The 18,820-nt window shown below is 53.6% G+C and carries 21 protein-coding genes; 20 read left to right on the top strand and 1 reads right to left on the bottom strand.

Features of this window, described 5'->3' with window-relative positions:
• Positions 1–15: 15 nt before the first annotated feature.
• Entirely contained in the window at positions 16–816 is an 801-nt protein-coding gene (gene map / locus SCD_RS08105; protein ID WP_009205585.1) for a type I methionyl aminopeptidase, read from the bottom strand.
• A 77-nt stretch (positions 817–893) separates the two neighbouring features.
• Between map and SCD_RS08100 the strand changes: the two genes are divergently transcribed.
• The 20 genes from SCD_RS08100 to SCD_RS08005 all read left to right on the top strand — a co-directional run bounded on the left by SCD_RS08100 (position 894) and on the right by SCD_RS08005 (position 18,818).
• Positions 894–1,322, top strand: a complete 429-nt coding sequence (locus SCD_RS08100) for a DsrE family protein (RefSeq protein ID WP_009205586.1) — start codon at positions 894–896, stop codon at positions 1,320–1,322.
• Positions 1,323–1,477: 155 nt separating this feature from the next.
• Positions 1,478–2,215: a 30S ribosomal protein S2 gene (rpsB, locus tag SCD_RS08095; RefSeq protein WP_009205587.1), complete on the top strand. Its 738-nt coding sequence runs from the start codon at positions 1,478–1,480 to the stop codon at positions 2,213–2,215.
• 124 nt (positions 2,216–2,339) lie between these two features.
• Positions 2,340–3,218, top strand: a complete 879-nt coding sequence (tsf, locus tag SCD_RS08090) for a translation elongation factor Ts (protein ID WP_009205588.1) — start codon at positions 2,340–2,342, stop codon at positions 3,216–3,218.
• 5 nt (positions 3,219–3,223) lie between these two features.
• Complete coding sequence (gene pyrH / locus SCD_RS08085; protein WP_023506899.1) at positions 3,224–3,940, top strand: UMP kinase; 717 nt, start codon at positions 3,224–3,226, stop codon at positions 3,938–3,940.
• A 48-nt stretch (positions 3,941–3,988) separates the two neighbouring features.
• The gene (gene frr, locus SCD_RS08080) at positions 3,989–4,546 is read left to right on the top strand and encodes a ribosome recycling factor (RefSeq protein ID WP_009205590.1); all 558 of its coding nucleotides are present in this window, start codon (positions 3,989–3,991) and stop codon (positions 4,544–4,546) included.
• Between the two features lie 10 nt (positions 4,547–4,556).
• A complete protein-coding gene (locus tag SCD_RS08075) occupies positions 4,557–5,312 on the top strand; it encodes an isoprenyl transferase (protein ID WP_009205591.1) in 756 nt (251 codons plus the stop codon).
• Positions 5,305–6,126 carry a phosphatidate cytidylyltransferase gene (locus SCD_RS08070; RefSeq protein ID WP_009205592.1) on the top strand — a complete coding sequence of 274 codons (822 nt, stop codon included), beginning with the start codon at positions 5,305–5,307 and terminating at the stop codon, positions 6,124–6,126. Before SCD_RS08075 ends, SCD_RS08070 begins: the two co-directional genes overlap by 8 nt.
• Entirely contained in the window at positions 6,126–7,319 is a 1,194-nt protein-coding gene (gene ispC, locus SCD_RS08065) for a 1-deoxy-D-xylulose-5-phosphate reductoisomerase (protein WP_009205593.1), read from the top strand. Before SCD_RS08070 ends, ispC begins: the two co-directional genes overlap by 1 nt.
• Entirely contained in the window at positions 7,316–8,683 is a 1,368-nt protein-coding gene (gene rseP / locus SCD_RS08060; protein ID WP_009205594.1) for an RIP metalloprotease RseP, read from the top strand. Before ispC ends, rseP begins: the two co-directional genes overlap by 4 nt.
• Before the next feature lie 6 nt (positions 8,684–8,689).
• On the top strand, positions 8,690–10,984 hold the full coding sequence (bamA, locus tag SCD_RS08055; RefSeq protein ID WP_009205595.1) for an outer membrane protein assembly factor BamA: 2,295 nt from the start codon (positions 8,690–8,692) through the stop codon (positions 10,982–10,984).
• Positions 10,985–11,005: 21 nt separating this feature from the next.
• A complete protein-coding gene (locus tag SCD_RS08050) occupies positions 11,006–11,506 on the top strand; it encodes an OmpH family outer membrane protein (RefSeq protein ID WP_009205596.1) in 501 nt (166 codons plus the stop codon).
• A gap of 44 nt (positions 11,507–11,550) precedes the next feature.
• Positions 11,551–12,603, top strand: coding sequence for a UDP-3-O-(3-hydroxymyristoyl)glucosamine N-acyltransferase (gene lpxD, locus SCD_RS08045; RefSeq protein WP_023506898.1), 1,053 nt, complete (start codon positions 11,551–11,553; stop codon positions 12,601–12,603).
• Position 12,604: 1 nt separating this feature from the next.
• Positions 12,605–13,039: a 3-hydroxyacyl-ACP dehydratase FabZ gene (fabZ, locus tag SCD_RS16405; RefSeq protein WP_023506897.1), complete on the top strand. Its 435-nt coding sequence runs from the start codon at positions 12,605–12,607 to the stop codon at positions 13,037–13,039.
• Positions 13,040–13,810 carry an acyl-ACP--UDP-N-acetylglucosamine O-acyltransferase gene (gene lpxA / locus SCD_RS16400; RefSeq protein ID WP_009205599.1) on the top strand — a complete coding sequence of 257 codons (771 nt, stop codon included), beginning with the start codon at positions 13,040–13,042 and terminating at the stop codon, positions 13,808–13,810.
• 16 nt (positions 13,811–13,826) lie between these two features.
• Complete coding sequence (lpxB, locus tag SCD_RS08030) at positions 13,827–14,963, top strand: lipid-A-disaccharide synthase (protein ID WP_009205600.1); 1,137 nt, start codon at positions 13,827–13,829, stop codon at positions 14,961–14,963.
• On the top strand, positions 14,964–15,554 hold the full coding sequence (rnhB, locus tag SCD_RS08025) for a ribonuclease HII (RefSeq protein ID WP_009205601.1): 591 nt from the start codon (positions 14,964–14,966) through the stop codon (positions 15,552–15,554).
• Between the two features lie 11 nt (positions 15,555–15,565).
• The gene (locus tag SCD_RS08020; RefSeq protein ID WP_009205602.1) at positions 15,566–16,021 is read left to right on the top strand and encodes a CopD family protein; all 456 of its coding nucleotides are present in this window, start codon (positions 15,566–15,568) and stop codon (positions 16,019–16,021) included.
• A gap of 80 nt (positions 16,022–16,101) precedes the next feature.
• Positions 16,102–16,962 carry a flagellar motor stator protein MotA gene (motA, locus tag SCD_RS08015; RefSeq protein ID WP_009205603.1) on the top strand — a complete coding sequence of 287 codons (861 nt, stop codon included), beginning with the start codon at positions 16,102–16,104 and terminating at the stop codon, positions 16,960–16,962.
• 40 nt (positions 16,963–17,002) lie between these two features.
• Positions 17,003–17,965, top strand: coding sequence for a flagellar motor protein MotB (motB, locus tag SCD_RS08010; protein WP_009205604.1), 963 nt, complete (start codon positions 17,003–17,005; stop codon positions 17,963–17,965).
• Between the two features lie 94 nt (positions 17,966–18,059).
• Complete coding sequence (locus SCD_RS08005; protein ID WP_009205605.1) at positions 18,060–18,818, top strand: hypothetical protein; 759 nt, start codon at positions 18,060–18,062, stop codon at positions 18,816–18,818.
• Positions 18,819–18,820: the final 2 nt, after the last annotated feature.

The following is an 18,820-nucleotide window of genomic DNA, read 5'->3' as shown; positions in this document are numbered from 1 at the left end:
GAGGAACCATCTGGGTCAGCTGATGAAATCGGGTTTCTTGGGCGAACCGGCGGACAGCGTCAAGACTTCATAACCGGTTTCGGTGACCAGGATGGTATGTTCCCATTGTGCCGACAGGCTGTGATCTTTGGTCACGATGGACCAACCGTCACCAAGCTGGCGAATGTCGCGCCGACCGGCATTGATCATCGGTTCGACGGTGAAGATCATGCCGGGAACCAGTTCTACGCCGGTTCCAGCCTTGCCGTAGTGTACGACCTGGGGTTCTTCGTGGAAGTTTGCGCCGATACCGTGGCCGCAAAACTCGCGGACTACACTGTATCCATTGCTCTCGGCACGCTGCTGTATGACATTTCCAATGTCGCCCAGGCGGGCGCCGGGTTTGATAACGGCAATGCCGAGCCACATGCACTCGTAGGTGATTTCACACAGGCGCTTTGCCTGGATAGAGGGCTCGCCGACGTAGAACATGCGGCTGCTATCCCCATGATAGCCATCCTTGATGGTGGTGACGTCGATGTTAATGATGTCGCCGGATTTGAGTTTTTTATCGCTGGGAACGCCATGGCAAACCTGATGGTTGACGGACGTGCATATGGATTTCGGGTAAGGGTGGTGGCCGGAAGGCGCGTAATTCAGCGGGGCGGGTATGGCATGCTGCACATCTACGGTGTAATCGTGGCAGAGCTTGTCCAGGTCACCTGTGGTGACGCCTGCTTTGACGAATGGCCCGATATAGTCGAGCAGTTCGGCCGCCAGTTTGCCGACGATGCGCATTTTTTCAATTTCTTCCGGGGTTTTGATTATGATGGACATGGCGCCGCTGATAGAATTAAATTGCGGTCAGTATATCAAATTACTGTGAGTCCCAAGATTTGTTGGAGGAGGTCTTAATGAGCCTGATAAAAGCATTTTTGCTCTCTGCGCTGTTGCTGCAAGTGATTTTTCCAGCCCATGCCGGCGGATCTTCTGCAAAACCTGTTCACAAGGTGATTTTCCAGGTGAGCGACAACGAGCCTCAGAAATGGTATCTCACTCTCAGCAATGCAAAAAATGTGCAGTTAGAGTTAGGTATGAAAAATGTGCAAATCGAAGTGTTGGCCTATGGCCCGGGCTTGGACATGGTGCTGCTGGAAACCGAGATAGCCGAAAAAATCGATGAAGCTGTCCGTCGTGGCGTGAAAATCGTGGCCTGCGAAAATACCATGATCGGCCGCAAGCTGTCTCGTGAGGACATGTACCCGTCGGTTGGCTACGTCAAGACGGGAGTGGTGGAGCTGATGAAACGGCAGAGAGAGGGCTGGGCTTACATTCGTCCTTGAGGAAATCCTTGCAGGCATGTTAGAATTGCAAGTTAAGTTTTATGGCCAATGGCTTGAAAACTTAAAACTTCGCACATCCGCTTAACGTACAGGGTGCCCGGCTTGCCGGGTGGTATCGGGCGGGTGGAGGCATAACCCTTACTAGGAGCAGCAAAATGTCAGTGACCATGCGTCAGATGTTGGAAGCGGGCGTCCATTTCGGACACCAAACCCGTTACTGGAACCCCAAGATGGCGCCATATATTTTCGGCGACCGTAACAAGATTCACATTATCAACCTGGAAAAAACCCTGCCGATGTACCAGGATGCGATGAAGTTCATGCGCAAACTGGCTTCGAACAAGGGCAACATCCTGTTTGTCGGCACCAAGCGCCAAGCTCGTGAAATCCTTAAGGAAGAAGCAGAGCGCGCGGGTTGCCATTTCGTGAATTTCCGCTGGCTCGGCGGCATGCTGACCAACTTCAAGACGGTCAAGCAATCCATCAAGCGTCTTCAGGAAGTGCAGACCATGCTGTCGGAAGAAAATATCAGCAAGCTGGCCAAGAAAGAAGCTTTGCTTCTTCGTCGCGAACTGGACAAGCTGGAACGCAGCCTGGGCGGGATCAAGGACATGGGCGGCCTGCCGGATATGATTTTCGTGATCGACGTCGGCCACGAGAAGGGCGCGATCACTGAAGCCAACAAGCTGGGCATTCCGGTGGTTGGCGTGGTGGATACCAATAACTCCCCGATTGGCATCAATTACGTTATTCCCGGTAATGACGACTCTACTCAGGCCATCCGTTTGTACGTCAGGGGCGCTGCCGATGCAATTCTGGAAGGGCGTAGTCAGTCGCTGCAGGAGATCGTCGGCGAGGAGTTTGTCGAGGTTGAAGAGCAGGTGGCTGAGTAATCAGCCTGCAAAAAAGGGGCCTTTGAGCCCCTTTTTTATGTCTGAATTTGAATTTTAATGGCGCGCGTGCCGTAAAAAGCGCTAGCTGCGACAGCTTAAATATATCTTAGCAAGGAGTTTTAACATGGCGGAAATCACCGCAAGCATGGTCAAGGACCTGCGTGAATTGACCGGCCTCGGCATGATGGAGTGCAAGAAGGCACTGGTTGAGGCAAACGGCGATATCAAGGCAGCTGAAGATGCGATGCGCATCAAGAGCGGCGCCAAGGCTGGCAAGGCAGCCAGCCGCATTGCTGCGGAAGGCATGGTGGGCAGCTTTATCAGTGCCGACCGCAAGACTGGCGCCCTGATCGAAGTCAACTGCGAAACCGATTTCGTCGCCAAGAACGACGATTTCAACAACTTTGCCAAGGAATTGGCCCAGGTCGTGGCGCAGCAGAATCCAGCGGATGTTGCTGCTCTGTCCGCGATGAAGCTGGCTTCGGGCAGCACCATTGAGGAAGCACGCCAAGGTCTGGTGATGAAGCTGGGCGAAAATATTGCGGCGCGCCGTTTTGTTCGCTTCAGTTCGGCTGGCCAAATGGCGGCCTACCTGCATGGCACCAAGATCGGCGTTCTGGTGGATTACACCGGCGGCGAAGAGTCGCTGGGCAAGGATATCGCCATGCACATCGCTGCCAGCAAACCGGTTTGCGTTTCCAAGGAACAAGTACCTGCTGATCTGCTCGCCAAGGAACGTGAGATTTATACCGCCCAGGCAGCCGAAAGCGGCAAGCCTGCCAACATCGTCGAGAAGATGGTGGAAGGCCGGGTTACCAAGTATCTCGCCGAAGTGACCCTGGTTGGCCAGCCCTTCGTCAAGGACCCCGACATGACCGTGGAAAAATTGCTGGCTTCCAAAGGTGCCCAGGTCAATGCCTTCCAGATGTTCGTGGTGGGCGAGGGTATCGAGAAGCGTAGTACCGATTTTGCCGCGGAAGTGGCGGCTGCCGCAAAGGTGTAATGACTATGCCCACTCCCAAGTACAAACGCATTCTGATCAAGCTTTCTGGCGAAGCGCTGATGGGCGATGACAGCTACGGTATCAACCGCGATGTCATCGATCGCATCGTTTCCGAAATCGGCGATGTGATTCAACTTGGGGTGGAAGTCGCGGTAGTGGTCGGAGGCGGCAACATTTTCCGTGGTGTGGCACCCGCATCCGCGGGTATGGATCGCGCCACCGCCGACTATATGGGTATGCTGGCTACCGTGATGAACGCATTGGCGCTACAGGATGCCATGCGACGCGCAGGCCTCATCGCGCGAGTGCAATCGGCGCTGACTATTCAACAGGTAGCGGAACCTTATATTCGTGGCAAGGCATTGCGCTATCTGGAAGAAGGTAAAGTGGTGATTTTCGGTGCAGGAACCGGGAATCCCTTTTTTACCACCGACACCGCTGCTGCGCTGCGCGCCTCCGAGATGGCTGCGCAGGTAGTGCTCAAGGCGACCAAAGTGGATGGCGTTTACACTGCGGACCCGAAGACCGATCCGGAAGCAACACGCTATGACCGTCTCAGCTTCGACGAGGCAATTTCGAAAAACCTCAAAGTCATGGACGCTACCGCGCTAGCGTTGTGCCGCGATCAAAAAATGCCGCTGTGTGTTTTCAGCATTTTCAAGCATGGCGCGTTGAAACGTGTAGTGATGGGCGAAGATGAAGGAACGCTGGTTGAGTGTTGAAAGCTCACTAATAAAGTGGGTTGAGTCTGGACAGGAAGGATTCTTGACATGATTGCAGACGTAAAAAAATCAGCCGAGCAAAGAATGCAGAAGAGCATCGAGGCTCTGAAGTTGGATCTGGGCAAGGTGCGCACCGGGCGCGCTCATACCGGGATACTCGATCACGTGATGGTCGATTACTACGGTTCTCTAGTGCCGATCAGCACGGTTGCCAACATCAACTTGATCGATTCGCGCAACATCGGCGTGACACCATGGGAAAAGAAAATGGTGGGCGCTGTTGAGAAAGCGATCCGTGACTCCGATCTGGGTCTTAATCCATCCAGCCAGGGCGATCTGATCCGGGTGCCGACGCCGGCGCTGACAGAAGAGCGCCGCCGGGAATTGATCAAGGTCGTCAAGAACGAGGCTGAAAACGCCAAAGTGGCTGTGCGCAATGTGCGACGCGACGCCAATGCAACGCTCAAGGATCTGCTGAAAGATAAAGCGATCAGCGAGGATGATGAGCGTCGCTCCCAGGAAGAAATTCAGAAGCTGACTGACCGGTATATTGCTGAAGTCGATAAGGTCCTTCAAGCTAAAGAAACCGACCTGATGGCAATTTAGAGTCGCGAAAGTGGCCCTGTTTACCAGCTCCACTCGCAGCATTCCCGAAATCGGGGATGTGCCGCATCATATCGCCATCATTATGGATGGCAACGGCAGATGGGCCAAGAAGCGCTTCATGCCACGTATCGCCGGCCACAAGCGCGGTGTTGAAGTTGTCAGAACCACGGTAAAGGCCTGTTCCGAACTTGGGGTCAAATACCTGACACTGTTCGCTTTCAGCAGCGAAAATTGGCGCCGCCCGGCGGAGGAAGTGTCGTTTTTGATGCAGTTGTTCATGCTCGCACTAGAGCGGGAAGTCACTAAACTCCATAACAACAACATTCGGCTGAAAGTTATCGGCGACCGCTCCCGTTTTGAGGGCAAACTGGTCGAGATGATAGATCACGCTGAATCGCTCACGCAAAACAACACCGGGTTGAGCCTGACCATCGCCGCCAATTACGGTGGCCGATGGGACTTGGTTCAGGCAACACACAGGATGCTGGAGGCTAATCCTGACTGTGGCCAGACTTTCAAGGAAGAGGATCTGGAGCCCTATCTTTCCACCAGCTATGCACCGGAGCCGGATCTGTTTATACGCACAGGCGGGGAGAAGCGCATCAGTAACTTCATGCTTTGGCAGTTGGCCTATGCCGAGCTGTATTTTACCGACACCTTGTGGCCGGATTTCAATAGTACAGCCTTAAAACGCGCGATCGAATCCTTCCAGCAAAGAGAGCGCCGCTTCGGGCGCACCAGCGAGCAGCTTAAGTCAAATGCTTAAGACACGCGTTCTGACCGTTCTGTTGCTGTTACCTTTATTTTTAGCCGCACTGTTTCTTCTCCCGGAAATGGGTTGGGCGCTACTGATGCTGGGGGTGGTGCTGCTGATCGGCGCCCGTGAGTGGTCGAGAATTTCCGCCTTCTCGGATTTTCAGGGATGGGTTTATGTGCTGCTGACGCTGTTCATCGGTCTGGCACTGCTGGTCGAATCTTCTCGGTCAGTCAATTTCATGTTGTATGGCATTGCCTTCCTTTTCTGGGTGCTCCTGGTTCCGCTGTGGCTACGCAATCAATGGCGTGCCATGCACTGGACTATCCTGGCGTTGATCGGTTGGATTGTTTTGATTCCCACATGGCTTGCCCTGGTGGAACTGCGAAATTTCGGCCCCGGACTGCTTCTGGGTTTGCTGGCGGTGGTGTGGATCGCCGATACCGCCGCCTATTTTGCTGGTCGCAAATTTGGCCGGCACAAGCTTGCTCCGTCAATCAGCCCGGGTAAAACCTGGGAGGGCGTTGCAGGTGCTTTCCTGGGTGTTGGCTTGTATGGGTTGGCGTGGGGAATGTGGGACGATTCCGCCGTGCTGTTCAGTTCGGGTTTGTGGCTGGGAATACTGTTACTGTGGCTGCTGACACTGTTCAGTATCCTGGGAGATTTGTTCGAATCCTGGATGAAGCGCGTGGCCGGGCTTAAGGATAGTGGTCAGATTCTTCCCGGCCATGGCGGTGTGCTGGACCGCATTGACGCCCTGACTGCGGCGATGCCCATAGCCGCTTTCGGGTTGCTGCTCATCAAAAATTATAATGTATTAAACTGATGCCAAAAATTCAAAATATTACTGTGCTCGGTTCGACCGGGACAATCGGCATGAATACCCTGGATGTCGTTGCGCGCCATGCCGAGCTTTTCCGGGTGGTTGCGCTGACCGCGAATCGCCAGGTCGACCGCCTGTTTGAGCAATGCCGGCAATTTCAGCCCGATTATGCAGTCATGCTGGATCCGGATTGCGCAGAAGTGCTGCATGGCAAGATCAAACTGGCTGGCCTTGATGTTGAGGTGCTTAGCGGTATCGAGGCGCTGGAGAGGGTGGCATCCCTACCCCAGGTTGATAGCGTGATGGCGGCGATTGTCGGTAGTGCCGGATTGCGCCCTTCGCTGGCTGCGGCCAAGGCAGGCAAGCGTATTCTGCTTGCCAACAAGGAAACGCTGGTGATGTCGGGTAGCGTGTTCATGGATGCGGTCAGGCAGCACAAAGCCACGCTGTTGCCGATCGACAGTGAGCATAATGCGATTTTCCAGTCTCTGCCACGAGATTTTTCGGGTGATCTGGATGGTTCTGGGGTCAAGCGTATCCTGCTCACCGCGTCGGGCGGGCCTTTCCGTACCGTGCCGTTGAGCGACTTGGATAATGTAACGCCTCAGCAGGCTTGCGCCCATCCGAACTGGGTCATGGGGCGGAAAATCTCCGTTGATTCGGCAACCATGATGAACAAGGGCCTGGAAGTCATTGAGGCGCACTGGCTGTTTAACGCAGACGCGGACAAAATCCAGGTGGTGATTCATCCCCAGAGTGTGATTCATTCCATGGTGGAGTATATTGATGGCTCGGTGCTGGCGCAGCTAGGCAACCCTGACATGCGCACGCCGATTGCGTATGCGCTGGGTTTTCCAGAACGGATCGATGCAGGGGTCTCCTCGCTGGATCTGTTCAAGATCGCGCGTCTAGATTTCGAGGCGCCAGACATGGTGCGTTTTCCCTGTCTGGATCTGGCCTACCAGGCTTTGCGTCAGGGAGGCACCACTCCTGCTACATTGAATGCGGCGAACGAAGTGGCGGTAGATGCGTTTCTCGATGAACGCGTTCCCTTCAAACTGATCCCTGCCATGATCGAAAGCGTGCTACAAAAAAATAGTTCCAAACCGGTCGTGGCACTGGAAGATGTGATCGATGCAGATGCCGTGGCGCGTGAATCGGCACTCGAGTGGATGCGCGTGATGGGATACGCATGAGCCTGTTGTTTACCCTTGCGGCATTTGCCGTGACACTCGGGATTCTGATCGTCGTTCACGAATACGGCCATTACATCGTGGCACGCTGGTGTGGTGTCAGAGTGTTGCGTTTTTCTGTAGGCTTCGGTAAGCCGATGATAACCAAAAAATTTGCATCGGCCGGTACAGAATGGGTGTTGGCCGCTTTTCCGCTGGGCGGCTACGTCAAGATGCTGGACGAGCGGGAAGGGCCGATTGAGCCTGTCGACATGCCCTTTGCCTTCAATAGCCAATCCATTTACCGCCGCAGCGCTATCGTGCTGGCCGGGCCGGTAGCGAACCTTCTTCTTGCCGTGCTGTTGTACTGGTTCCTTTTCATTTACGGTGTGCCTGGTATCAAGCCGGTTCTGGGTGAGGTGCCGTTGGCCACTCCCGCTGCAGCTGCGACCTTTCATCGCGGCGATACTATTACCCAGGTCGGCAGCGAGCCGACTGCGACCTGGCAGGATGTGAACTGGATATTGCTGCAGCACGCTGTCCAGAAAGCCATTGTGGAAATTGAAACTCGCAACGAGCGTGGAGAAATCGCTACGCATCAGCTTGACTTGAGCGGCCTTTCATCCGACGAGTTGGACAAGGATTTCATGGGCAAGCTCGGGTTAATGCGCTTTCAGCCCGACTTGCCGGCCAAAATCGGCAGGATTCTGCCGGACGGGGTTGCGGCCAAGGCAGGGCTGAGGGTCGGGGATGAAATACTCTCCGTGAATCAGTCTCCGCTTGATCGCTGGGATGAGCTTGTGCAATGGGTCAGGCAGAATCCTGGTCTGCCCCTGACGCTGGACATAAAAAGAGGCGGCGAGTCTTTCCAGGTAAGAGCGACTCCCGATTCTGTAAAGGAAAATGGGAATTCCCCCGTAGGCAAGATCGGTGCGTCGCCGATGGTGGATCCAGCCTTGTTCGCAAAACTGGTTACGGAAGTGCGTTATCCTGTCGGCAGGGCATTTGTTCAGGCGCTGCGGAAAACCTGGGATACCTCATTGTTCAGTCTGAAAATGCTGGGCAAGATGGTCACTGGCCAGGTTTCCTGGAAAAATATCAGCGGCCCGATTACCATCGCCGATTATGCCGGTCAATCCGCACGCTTCGGCTGGGTTCCGTATATCAGCTTTCTGGCACTGATCAGCATCAGCCTCGGAGTGCTCAATTTATTGCCCATCCCCTTATTGGATGGGGGGCATTTGATGTATTATATGGTCGAAATGATCAAGGGGAGCCCGGTTTCCGAGAAGACCATGGAAATCGGGCAGCAGATTGGCATTGCGGTCCTGCTGACATTAATGCTTTTCGCTTTCTATAACGATATTAACCGTCTGGTTGTTGGCTAAACAATAATGAAATTAAAACTCCTGCCGATGTTGTTGATGAGCTTGTATGGTGCTTCCGCCTGGGCATTTCAACCGTTTGTCATCAAGGATATTCGGGTTGAGGGAATTCAGCGTACAGAGGCCGGGACTGTATTCAGCTACCTGCCGGTCAAAGTGGGCGAGAAACTTGACGACGAGAAAGCCGCTGTAGCCATCAAGGCATTGTATGGAACCGGTTTTTTCAAGGATGTTCGGCTGGAAGTTGAAGGTGAGGTGCTGATCGTCATGGTGCAGGAACGGCCGGCGATTTCCCAGATCGATTTCGTGGGGCTCAAGGAATTCGACAAAAAACAACTTATCGATGGTTTGAAACAAGTCGGGCTGGCCGAGGGGCGAATTTTCGACAAATCCCTACTGGACAAGGCTGAGCAGGAGCTCAAACGTCAATATCTCAGCCGCGGAAAATATGCGGTGGCGATCACCACCACCGTTACGCCGCTGGAGCGCAACCGCACCGCCATCAGCTTCAATATCAGCGAAGGCGAAGTGGCGAAGATTCAACAGATCAACATCGTTGGCAACCAGGCTTTCCCGGAAAAGGATCTCCTCGAACTGTTCGCACTTTCTACACCCGGATGGATGTCATGGTGGAGCAAGAGCGATCAGTATTCAAAGCAGAAACTGGCGGCTGACATCGAAACGATGCGCTCTTATTACCTGAATCGTGGCTATCTCGAGTTCAATCTGGATTCCACTCAGGTTTCTATTTCCCCAGACAAGCAATCTATCTATATCACTATCAACATAACCGAAGGCCAGAAATATACCGTTTCTGACGTCAAACTGGCAGGGGAGATGCTGGTCCCTGAAGAGGAATTGCGCAAGCTGATCAAGATCCAGCCGGGCGATGTTTTCTCGCGGGAAAAGCTGACAGAAACCACCAAGTTGATCGGTGACCGACTGGGTAATGACGGCTACGCATTCGCCAACGTCAACGCGGTTCCGGAACTCAACAAGGAAAAACAGGAGGCAAAATTCACCTTCTTCATCGATCCGGGTCGGCGGGTTTATGTGCGCCGCATCAACGTAACCGGCAATACCAAAACACGTGACGAAGTCGTCCGCCGCGAGATGCGCCAGATGGAAGGTGCCTGGTATGCTGCCGATAAAGTCACCCGGTCACGCGAACGGATTAACCGCCTAGGATATTTTTCCGATGTCAACCTTGAAACTCCAGCCGTGGCCGGCACGACCGACCAGGTGGACATGAATGTCAGCGTGACGGAAAAACCCACGGGAAGCATCATGGCGGGCGCGGGGTTTTCCAGTTCGGAAGGCTTCATTCTTAGCGGCTCCATTTCACAGGCTAACGTATTCGGTAGCGGCAATTATCTTTCCACGCAATTCAACAGCGGCAAGATCAATACGGTGTACTCACTGTCCTACACCAACCCTTACTACACCGACGATGGCATCAGCCGCGGTTTCGACATCTATCAGCGCAAAGTAAACTCATCCTCTTTGTCAGTTTCCAGGTACGATTCCGATTCCATCGGTGGCGGGGTGCGCTTCGGGGTGCCGTTGAACGAAATGGATACAGTCAATTTCGGTTTGTCGGTCGAGAGAACCAAGCTGACTACTTACGATACAACTCCGACACGGTATCTCGACTATGTCAGGGATTTTGGTTCCAGCAACACCACATTGCGTGGAGATGCCGGCTGGGCAAGGGATACTCGCGACAGCATTATCTATCCGACAAAAGGTAGTCTGCAAAGGGTGTTTGCCGAGATGGGGCTGCCTGGCGGAACAGTTAAATATTACAAGCTTTCCTATCAGCATCAGTGGCTCCGGCCTTTGTTTCAGGATTTCACCCTGATGCTAAACGGTGAAGCCGGATACGCTAACGGTTACGGTGGCAAACCGTTGCCCTTCTTCAAAAGCTTCTTCGCTGGCGGCAATACTTCGGTGCGCGGTTTCAAGTCTTCTTCTCTCGGGCCTAAAGACATTGATGGCAATGCGCTGGGTGGCAATCGTCGTCTGGTGGGCAATGCAGAAATACTGTTCCCATTCCCTGGCATGAAAAAGGACCAATCTCTGCGCATGAGCCTGTTCCTTGATGCAGGATCGGTTTTTGGCGATGGCGATATTGCTGGGCAATATTCCAAGATCAGCTTTGCCGATATGCGGTATTCCACCGGTCTTGCCGTTAGCTGGCAGTCCCCGATGGGGCCGATGAAATTCAGTATTGCCGCTCCGCTCAATTCCAAAGAAACAGACAGGTTGGAGAGGTTCCAGTTTATTTTGGGTTCCACGTTCTAATCGCGATTTCAGGAGATCAAGTTGAACAAGATTATTGCTGTATTAATTGCCGCCATTTTATTGCCGATTGCGGCAGGGGCATCCGCCGCCGAAATGAAGATCGGATTCGTCAACACCGAGCGGGTTTTTCGGGAAGCAGCACCGGCCATGAAGGCACAGAAAAAACTCGAGAAGGAATTCGCTGCACGCGAGCAGGAACTGCAAAAAATGGCGAAACAGGCCAAGGAACTGCAGGCTCATCTGGAGCGGGAAGGCGTGACGATCAGTGAATCAGATCGACGCAACAAGGAGCGCGACCTCGCCAATCTGAATCGCGATTTCCAGCGTGCTCAACGGGAGTTTCGGGAAGACCTTAACCTGAGGCGCAACGAAGAGTTGGGCTCTGTGCATGATCGTGCTAGAAAAACGATCATGGAGATAGCCGAGAAGGAGAAGTTCGATCTGGTACTGGAAGAAGCTGTTTATTTCAGTCCGCGGATCGATATCACCGACAGGGTATTGAAGGCGCTGTCCGAGAAATAAAACTATTTTGCTGATGCGAATGGCGGGTGCTGCCTGTTGATTTCATGATGCGGACTGATACGGGCTACACGCTAGGTGCTATCGTTGAACGCTTTGGCGGTGAGCTGATTGGCGACGCGGATATCGTGGTCAATCAGGTCGCGCCGCTTTCCTCTGCACTATCCGGTCATATCAGCTTTCTCACCAATCCGAAATACCGTCGGCAGCTGCAAGACTGCAAAGCTAGCGCCGTAATCCTGAGTGTTGCAGAGCATGATGCGACAGACATGCCGCGTATCTTGAGCGACAACCCATATGCCTATTTTGCCAAGGTTTCCGGATTGCTTAATCCCAAGCGTGCTGAGGCACCCGGCATCCATTCAACGGCGGTAATCGATCAAACTGCAAGCATTCCAGCGTCTGTCACCATTGGAGCATTCGCGTTTGTAGGAGCGAGTGTGAAGGTCGGTGAACACGCGGTTATCGGGTCCGGTTGTCACCTCGGCGAGGGCGTTGAGGTTGGGGATGATTCGCTGTTTTATCCACAAGTGGTGGTCTACCAAGGCTGTGTCATCGGTAAGCGTGCCATCCTGCATTCCGGCGTGGTGATCGGGGCGGACGGATTTGGCATTGCCATGGAAAACGGGTGTTGGATCAAGGTTCCACAAATCGGTCGGGTGGTCATCGGAGATGACGTTGAAATTGGCGCCAATACCACGGTTGATCGGGGAGCACTGGACGACACTATTATTGAGGACGGCGTCAAGCTGGATAACCAGATTCAGGTCGCACATAACGTGCGTATCGGCGCTCATACTGCGATGGCGGGTTGTGTCGGAATTGCGGGCAGTGCAAAAATAGGAAAGCATTGCACGGTGGGGGGCGGTGCGGTCATTTTGGGGCATCTTGAAATTGTTGATCGGGTCAATATATCCGCCGGCACCCTGGTCACCAAATCGATCACCAAGGTGGGAACGTACACCTCTGTGATGCCATTTTCCATGCATCAGGACTGGCTCAAAAATGCGGCTCATCTGCGCCATCTAGATAAGATGGCGGAGAAGCTGAGCGAACTGGAAAAGAAAATCAGCGAACTGGAAAGGAAAAACCTTGAATAGCATGGATATCCACGAAATATTGCAGTACTTGCCGCATCGTTACCCCTTTCTGCTGGTTGATCGTGTGATTTCGTGTGAACCGGGGAAGAATATCGTGGCGCTGAAAAATGTGACGATCAACGAGCCTTTTTTCGGCGGTCATTTTCCGCACCACCCGGTGATGCCAGGCGTGCTTATCGTCGAAGCATTGGCCCAGGCGGCGGCGATTCTGTCTTTCAAGACCATGGGTACCCGGCCTGACGACAAATCGGTGTACTACTTTGTCGGCATCGACGGAGCGCGCTTCAAGAAACCCGTTTCTGCCGGTGACCAGTTGACGCTTGAAGTGGAAATTACCCGGTCGGTCAAGGGGATCTGGAAATACGCGGCGCGCGCCAAAGTCGATGGCGTCGTGGTGACAGAAGCAGAGCTGATGTGCACGGTGAAAGCCCTGTAAATGATCCATCCGACAGCAATCGTCCATGAGGGTGCCAAACTGGCTTCCGATGTCAGTGTCGGGCCTTATTCGATTATCGGCGAGCACGTCGAAATCGGCGCCGGGACATCGGTTGGCCCTCATGTGGTGATCAATGGCCATACCCGGATCGGCACGGACAACCGGATTTTTCAGTTTTCGTCACTGGGAGAAATGCCGCAGGACAAGAAGTATCAGGGAGAAGAAACCCGTCTTGAAATCGGCGACCGTAATGTGATTCGTGAATTCTGCACGTTCAACCGGGGTACTTCGCAGGACGTGGGTGTGACGCGGGTAGGCGACGACAACTGGATCATGGCCTACGTGCATTTAGCGCATGACTGTCAGATTGGTAATCACACTATCTTTGCCAATAACGCCCAGCTGGCAGGTCACGTGCAGGTCGGAGATTATGCCATTCTCGGCGGTTTTACCGTGGTTCACCAGTTTTGCCATATCGGCGGGCACAGCATCACCGGGATGGGCACCATCCTGTTCAAGGATGTTCCTCCCTATGTCACAGCGGCCGGTCATGATGCACAACCTCATGGCATCAACTCGGAAGGGCTGAAGCGCAGGGGGTTCTCCAGCGAAGCCATATTGGCGATCAAGCGCGCCTACAAGACGCTATACAAGTCAGGGCTTACCCTGGAACAGGCTAAGCTGGCTCTGGCCGAGCAGACGCATGCCTGCCTCGAAATTCAGATTCTGACCGATTTCCTCGCTCATTCCACGCGCGGCATCATTCGTTAACAGGGTTTTAGATCAATTGAAAGTCGGAATTGTCGCGGGCGAAGCATCAGGTGATTTGCTGGGCGCCCACCTGGTCAATGCGCTGAAGAACCGTGTTCCAGGTGTCGAATTTGTAGGCATTGGCGGGCCAAAAATGCAGGCTGCCGGCGTAAACTCGCTGTTTCCCATGGAAAAGCTGGCCGTTCGTGGCTATGTCGAGGTGCTGCGACATTATCGCGAAATCGTCAAAATCCGGCACAAGCTGCTGCGACATTTCATGGAAAATCCACCAGATGTATTCATCGGCGTGGATGCGCCTGACTTCAATCTTGACCTGGAACTCAGGCTGAAGAAGACGGGAATCCCCACCGTCCATTATGTCAGTCCGTCAATCTGGGCCTGGCGCGGAGAGCGTATACACAAAATTGCGCGGGCGGTGTCCCATATGCTGGTGCTGTTCCCGTTCGAAAAGAGAATCTATGATGCGGCGGGTATCCCGGCCACCTATGTCGGCCATCCATCGGCTGACGTGTTGCCGGAACAACCCAACCGTTATGCCGCGCGCGAACAGCTGAGACTTCCTCAGAACGATCACGTCATCGCGCTTTTGCCCGGTAGTCGGCAGAGCGAAGTGCATTACATGGCCAAGCTGTTTGTGGAGACTGCGCGCATGATTACTGCCGTCACTCCAAATGTGCATTTTCTGGTGCCGCTGCTGAGCCGGGAAACGCGTAACATGTTCGAGACTGAATTGTATCGCGTGGGGGGGGGCGACTTGCCGCTAAAAATATTGTTCGGCCACGCCCATGATGCCATGACAGCCGCAGATGCGGTTCTGGTGGCCTCGGGCACCGCGACACTGGAAGCGGCTTTGCTGAAATGCCCGATGGTGATTACATACAAAATGTCGCCCTTGACCTGGCGCATGATGCAGAGCAAGAAATACCTGCCCTATGTCGGGTTGCCGAACATTCTCGCCGGGCGCTTCATTGTGCCTGAACTGTTGCAGGATGAGGCCACGCCGGAAAACCTGTCCCAAGCGGTGCTGAACCTGGTCAATGATGGGCCGGTCAGGGAGAAGTTGACTCGCGCCTTCTCCAGGATGCATCTCGATCTCAAGCAAAATTCCGCAGAAAAAGCTGTGGACGCTATTCTGCCGTTTCTGACGACATAAATGAGCACGCGTTCAAACTGGCTCATTTGCGGTGTTGACGAAGCGGGTCGTGGGCCGCTGGCTGGGGCCGTTTTCGCGGCTGCGGTGATACTCGATGGGGAGCGGCCGATAGCAGGGCTGGCCGACTCGAAAAAATTGAGTGAAAAAAAGCGCGTGTACCTGGCCGAGCAAATCAGGGAACGTGCTCTGGCTTGGGCTATCGCCAAAGCTGAAGCCGCTGAAATTGACAGCATTAACATCCTCCAGGCAAGCCTGCTCGCAATGCGGCGCGCAGTGGAAACACTGTTGCCCGTCCCATCGGAGGCGCTGATCGATGGCCTGCATTGCCCAAAACTGGTTATGCCCTGTCGCGCTATCGTCAAGGGTGACAGCAGCGTAGCGGAAATTTCGGCGGCCTCCATTTTAGCCAAAACTGCACGGGACGCAGAAATGCTTCGATTGCATCAAGAATATCCGCAATATGGCTTCGACCGACATAAAGGCTATCCGACCGCAATGCACCTTGAAGCTTTGCGGCGTCATGGTGCAAGCGAAATTCACCGCAGAAGCTTTGCTCCAGTTAAACTGGCGATTGCCCTCAAATTGAGATAACAGGAGAACTCATGGCCTTTGCGATCTTTTTACATATTTTGGGTGTGGTTATTTGGGTAGGCGGTATGTACTTTGCTCACCAGATGTTGCGCCCGGTTGCCGCCGACCTGCTCGCTCCGCCTCAGCGGTTGCCATTGTGGGCTGGGGTATTCAAGCGTTTTTTTCCTGTGGTGTGGATATCCGTGGCGCTAATCCTGTTCAGTGGTCTGTATATGATCATGCTTCTGGGTGGATTCAAGGCCATCGCATTGGGCGCTCACGCAATGTTCGGAATCGGACTGGTGATGATGCTGGTTTTCTGCTTCGTTTATTTTATTCCCTATGGCAAACTAGTACGTGCCGTCGCCGTCCAGGAATGGAAGCAGGCTGGTGATGCGCTGGCTATGATCCGCAAGCTGATCGGTTTTAATTTGATTCTGGGATTGATCAACATTGCTGTTGCCACCATCAGTCACATTGCGTTCTGAGAAGAACACTGTTTTCATATGTTGTTGCAATACGGTTAGTCTGTGATTGAACCGTTTTTTGTCTGGGAGCGGCGAACAAGATGCTTGTAATTTTAGGATACGTGGTAGTTTCTGCTTCAGTTTTTGGTGGCTTCGCGCTGGGCGGGGGACATCTTGCCGCGCTGTTCCAGCCGTTGGAGTTATTGATGATCGGCGGTGGGGCAGGAGGAGCCTTTCTTGTCGGCAATAACGGCAAAGCGATCAAGGCAACCTTGAAGGCATTGCCAAGCATCCTCAAGGGATCCAAATTCAGCAAAGCACTGTATATGGAATTATTCGCACTGCTCTACGAGATATTGGCCAAGGTGCGCAAGGAAGGGCTGATGGCGATCGAATCCGATGTCGATTCACCGCATGAAAGTCCGGTATTTTCGAAATATCCTTCAATTGTCAGTGACCACCATGTCGTCGAATTCATTACCGATTACTTACGCATCATGGTGGGCGGCAACCTCAACGCTTTCGAAATCGAAAACCTGATGGACAATGAGATCGAGACACACCACCATGAGGGTGCGGTTCCAGCCGGCGTGGTCGCCAAGCTCGGCGATGGTTTACCTGCTTTCGGTATCGTGGCTGCGGTAATGGGGGTGGTGCATACCATGGAGTCGGTTGGTATCCCCCCAGCCGAACTGGGTATCCTGATAGCTCACGCCTTGGTCGGCACCTTTCTGGGTATTTTGCTGGCCTATGGGTTTGTCGGACCTTTGTCTTCGTTACTGGAACAGAAACATGAAGAAAGCACCAAACTGTACAATGTCATCAAGGTAACTTTGCTGGCCAGCCTGAATGGTTACGCACCGCAGGTAGCGGTGGAATTCGGACGCAAGGTACTGTATTCAACCGAGCGTCCTACTTTCGGCGAGTTGGAAGAACACATCAAGCAAAGTAAGTCAAAATGAGTTTTTGCCGTTAGACACCATTAGGGATTAGGAAATAGGCATGAGCGACGATTCGCAACGTCCGATAATCGTTAAGCGCATCAAGAAGAGTGCGCACGGCCACCATGGTGGCGCCTGGAAAATCGCCTACGCTGATTTCGTGACCGCGATGATGGCATTCTTTCTGCTGATGTGGCTCCTCGGGTCAACGGCGAAGGGAGATCTTGCCGGCATTTCAGAGTATTTCAAGACGCCTTTGAAAGTTGCCATGCAGGGAGGGAGTGGCAGTGGTGACAGTTCGAGCGTGATCAAGGGAGGGGGCAAGGATCTGACTCGTAAAGATGGCCAGGTGCAGAAAAGCATGGATCCGCGTGAGAAAAAAACGATCAATTTACAAGCCGCAAAAGCGGAATTTGAACGGCAGGAGCTGAAGAAGCTCCAGGGGTTGAAGGAAAGAATGGAGAAGGCCATTGAATCCAACCCGATGCTGAAACAGTTCAAGGACCAGATTCTGATCGACCTTACCACCGAAGGCCTGCGCATCCAGATCGTGGATGAGAAAAACCGTCCGATGTTCGATCTGGGCGGCTCCCACATGAAAAATTACACCGTACAGATTTTGCAGGAAATCGGCAAAATGCTGAATGAAGTGCCGAACCGGGTCAGCCTGTCAGGACATACTGATGCGACGCCTTATTCTTCAGGCGAAAAGGGTTACAGTAACTGGGAACTCTCTGCCGACCGGGCCAACTCATCGAGGCGCGAGCTGATTGCTGGTGGTATGGCGGAGAGCAAGATGTTGCGCGTTGTCGGTCTTGCTTCGGCGATCATGCTTGATAGCAACGATCCCAACAATCCAATCAATCGGCGCATCAGCCTGATCGTCCTGAACAAGGACACGGAAGATGCCATCAGTAGCGGCGGAAAGCCGCTTGAGGTGAAAAGCCAGGAACAGGTTACACCCGCTCTGCAACAGGTGGCGCCGAAAGAAAAAACCAGTGCAGCCGAAGGTAAGAATCAGTAATTTCACTTTTTTCAGCAAGCACGCCTTCTTGCGAGGGCGAAAGCAGTGTGCTGTATCGGATCGGCACCATTCCTTTTCTCCTTCCCTGGTTGCGTTGTTTTCACAGGTTGTCGCAACACTGATTTCCCTGATGCTGGTGGCGCCCGTGCTCGCCTCATTCGAGCTTGAAATCCCGCTCATTGTCGCCGCATTGATTCAGGGTAGCATTGCCGCATTTCTCGGCTCTCGCCTCGGTCTGGCGTCATGGTGGCTGCCTATCAATCTGCTGTTTTCGCCGGCGCTGGTGTCGGCCCTGTCGTTCGACGTTGCACCGTCGTGGTTCCTGGCAGCCTTTGTTCTGTTGTTCCTTATCTACTGGAGCGTGTTCCGTAGCCAGATCCCGCTTTACCTGTCCAGCCGCAAGGCTTGGGCGGCAGTTGCAGGCTTGCTGCCCGGCAAAGAGGGCGCCCGTTTTCTGGATTTGGGAGCCGGCCTGGGTGGAATGCTGAGCTATCTCGATGCACAGCATCCAAACGGAAAGTTCTCCGGGATGGAAATTGCCCCCTTGCCGTTTGCCTTGGGTTGGACCAGAAAAATAGCGACCAGAGGCAATTATTCTCTACTATGGGGTGATTTCTGGCAGTACAGCCTGGCCGGTCAGGATGTGGTTTACGCCTATCTCTCCCCAGTGCCGATGGCTCGACTCTGGCGCAAGGTATGCGAGGAAATGCCATCCGGCAGCCGCTTTATCAGCAATACATTCTCTGTTCCCGGCGTCGAACCGGAAAAGGTTGTTGAACTGGATGACTTCCATCATTCCAGGCTTTACGTTTACCGGGTTCCGGCAAGGCAAGAAATGGATGCTGGAGCATGAAC

The sequence above is a fragment of the Sulfuricella denitrificans skB26 genome, from assembly GCF_000297055.2.
GTDB classification, from domain to species: Bacteria; Pseudomonadota; Gammaproteobacteria; order Burkholderiales; family Sulfuricellaceae; genus Sulfuricella; species Sulfuricella denitrificans.
The sequence above is the reverse complement of the archived record's forward strand: the minus strand, read 5'-3'. Positions and strand labels throughout refer to the sequence as shown.

Bases quoted from the DNA above. Each gene is read 5' to 3' on its own strand.
- rseP (WP_009205594.1), top strand. From the start codon at position 7,316: ATGAGCCTGTTGTTTACCCTTGCGGCATTTGCCGTGACACTCGGGATT.
- rnhB (WP_009205601.1), top strand. From the start codon at position 14,964: ATGAGCACGCGTTCAAACTGGCTCATTTGCGGTGTTGACGAAGCGGGT.
- motB (WP_009205604.1), top strand. From the start codon at position 17,003: ATGAGCGACGATTCGCAACGTCCGATAATCGTTAAGCGCATCAAGAAG.
- frr (WP_009205590.1), top strand. From the start codon at position 3,989: ATGATTGCAGACGTAAAAAAATCAGCCGAGCAAAGAATGCAGAAGAGC.
- motA (WP_009205603.1), top strand. From the start codon at position 16,102: ATGCTTGTAATTTTAGGATACGTGGTAGTTTCTGCTTCAGTTTTTGGT.
- lpxD (WP_023506898.1), top strand. From the start codon at position 11,551: ATGATGCGGACTGATACGGGCTACACGCTAGGTGCTATCGTTGAACGC.
- pyrH (WP_023506899.1), top strand. From the start codon at position 3,224: ATGCCCACTCCCAAGTACAAACGCATTCTGATCAAGCTTTCTGGCGAA.
- ispC (WP_009205593.1), top strand. From the start codon at position 6,126: ATGCCAAAAATTCAAAATATTACTGTGCTCGGTTCGACCGGGACAATC.
- tsf (WP_009205588.1), top strand. From the start codon at position 2,340: ATGGCGGAAATCACCGCAAGCATGGTCAAGGACCTGCGTGAATTGACC.
- SCD_RS08100 (WP_009205586.1), top strand. From the start codon at position 894: ATGAGCCTGATAAAAGCATTTTTGCTCTCTGCGCTGTTGCTGCAAGTG.
- bamA (WP_009205595.1), top strand. From the start codon at position 8,690: ATGAAATTAAAACTCCTGCCGATGTTGTTGATGAGCTTGTATGGTGCT.
- fabZ (WP_023506897.1), top strand. From the start codon at position 12,605: ATGGATATCCACGAAATATTGCAGTACTTGCCGCATCGTTACCCCTTT.
- lpxA (WP_009205599.1), top strand. From the start codon at position 13,040: ATGATCCATCCGACAGCAATCGTCCATGAGGGTGCCAAACTGGCTTCC.
- rpsB (WP_009205587.1), top strand. From the start codon at position 1,478: ATGTCAGTGACCATGCGTCAGATGTTGGAAGCGGGCGTCCATTTCGGA.
- SCD_RS08020 (WP_009205602.1), top strand. From the start codon at position 15,566: ATGGCCTTTGCGATCTTTTTACATATTTTGGGTGTGGTTATTTGGGTA.
- SCD_RS08070 (WP_009205592.1), top strand. From the start codon at position 5,305: ATGCTTAAGACACGCGTTCTGACCGTTCTGTTGCTGTTACCTTTATTT.
- map (WP_009205585.1), bottom strand. From the start codon at position 816: ATGTCCATCATAATCAAAACCCCGGAAGAAATTGAAAAAATGCGCATC.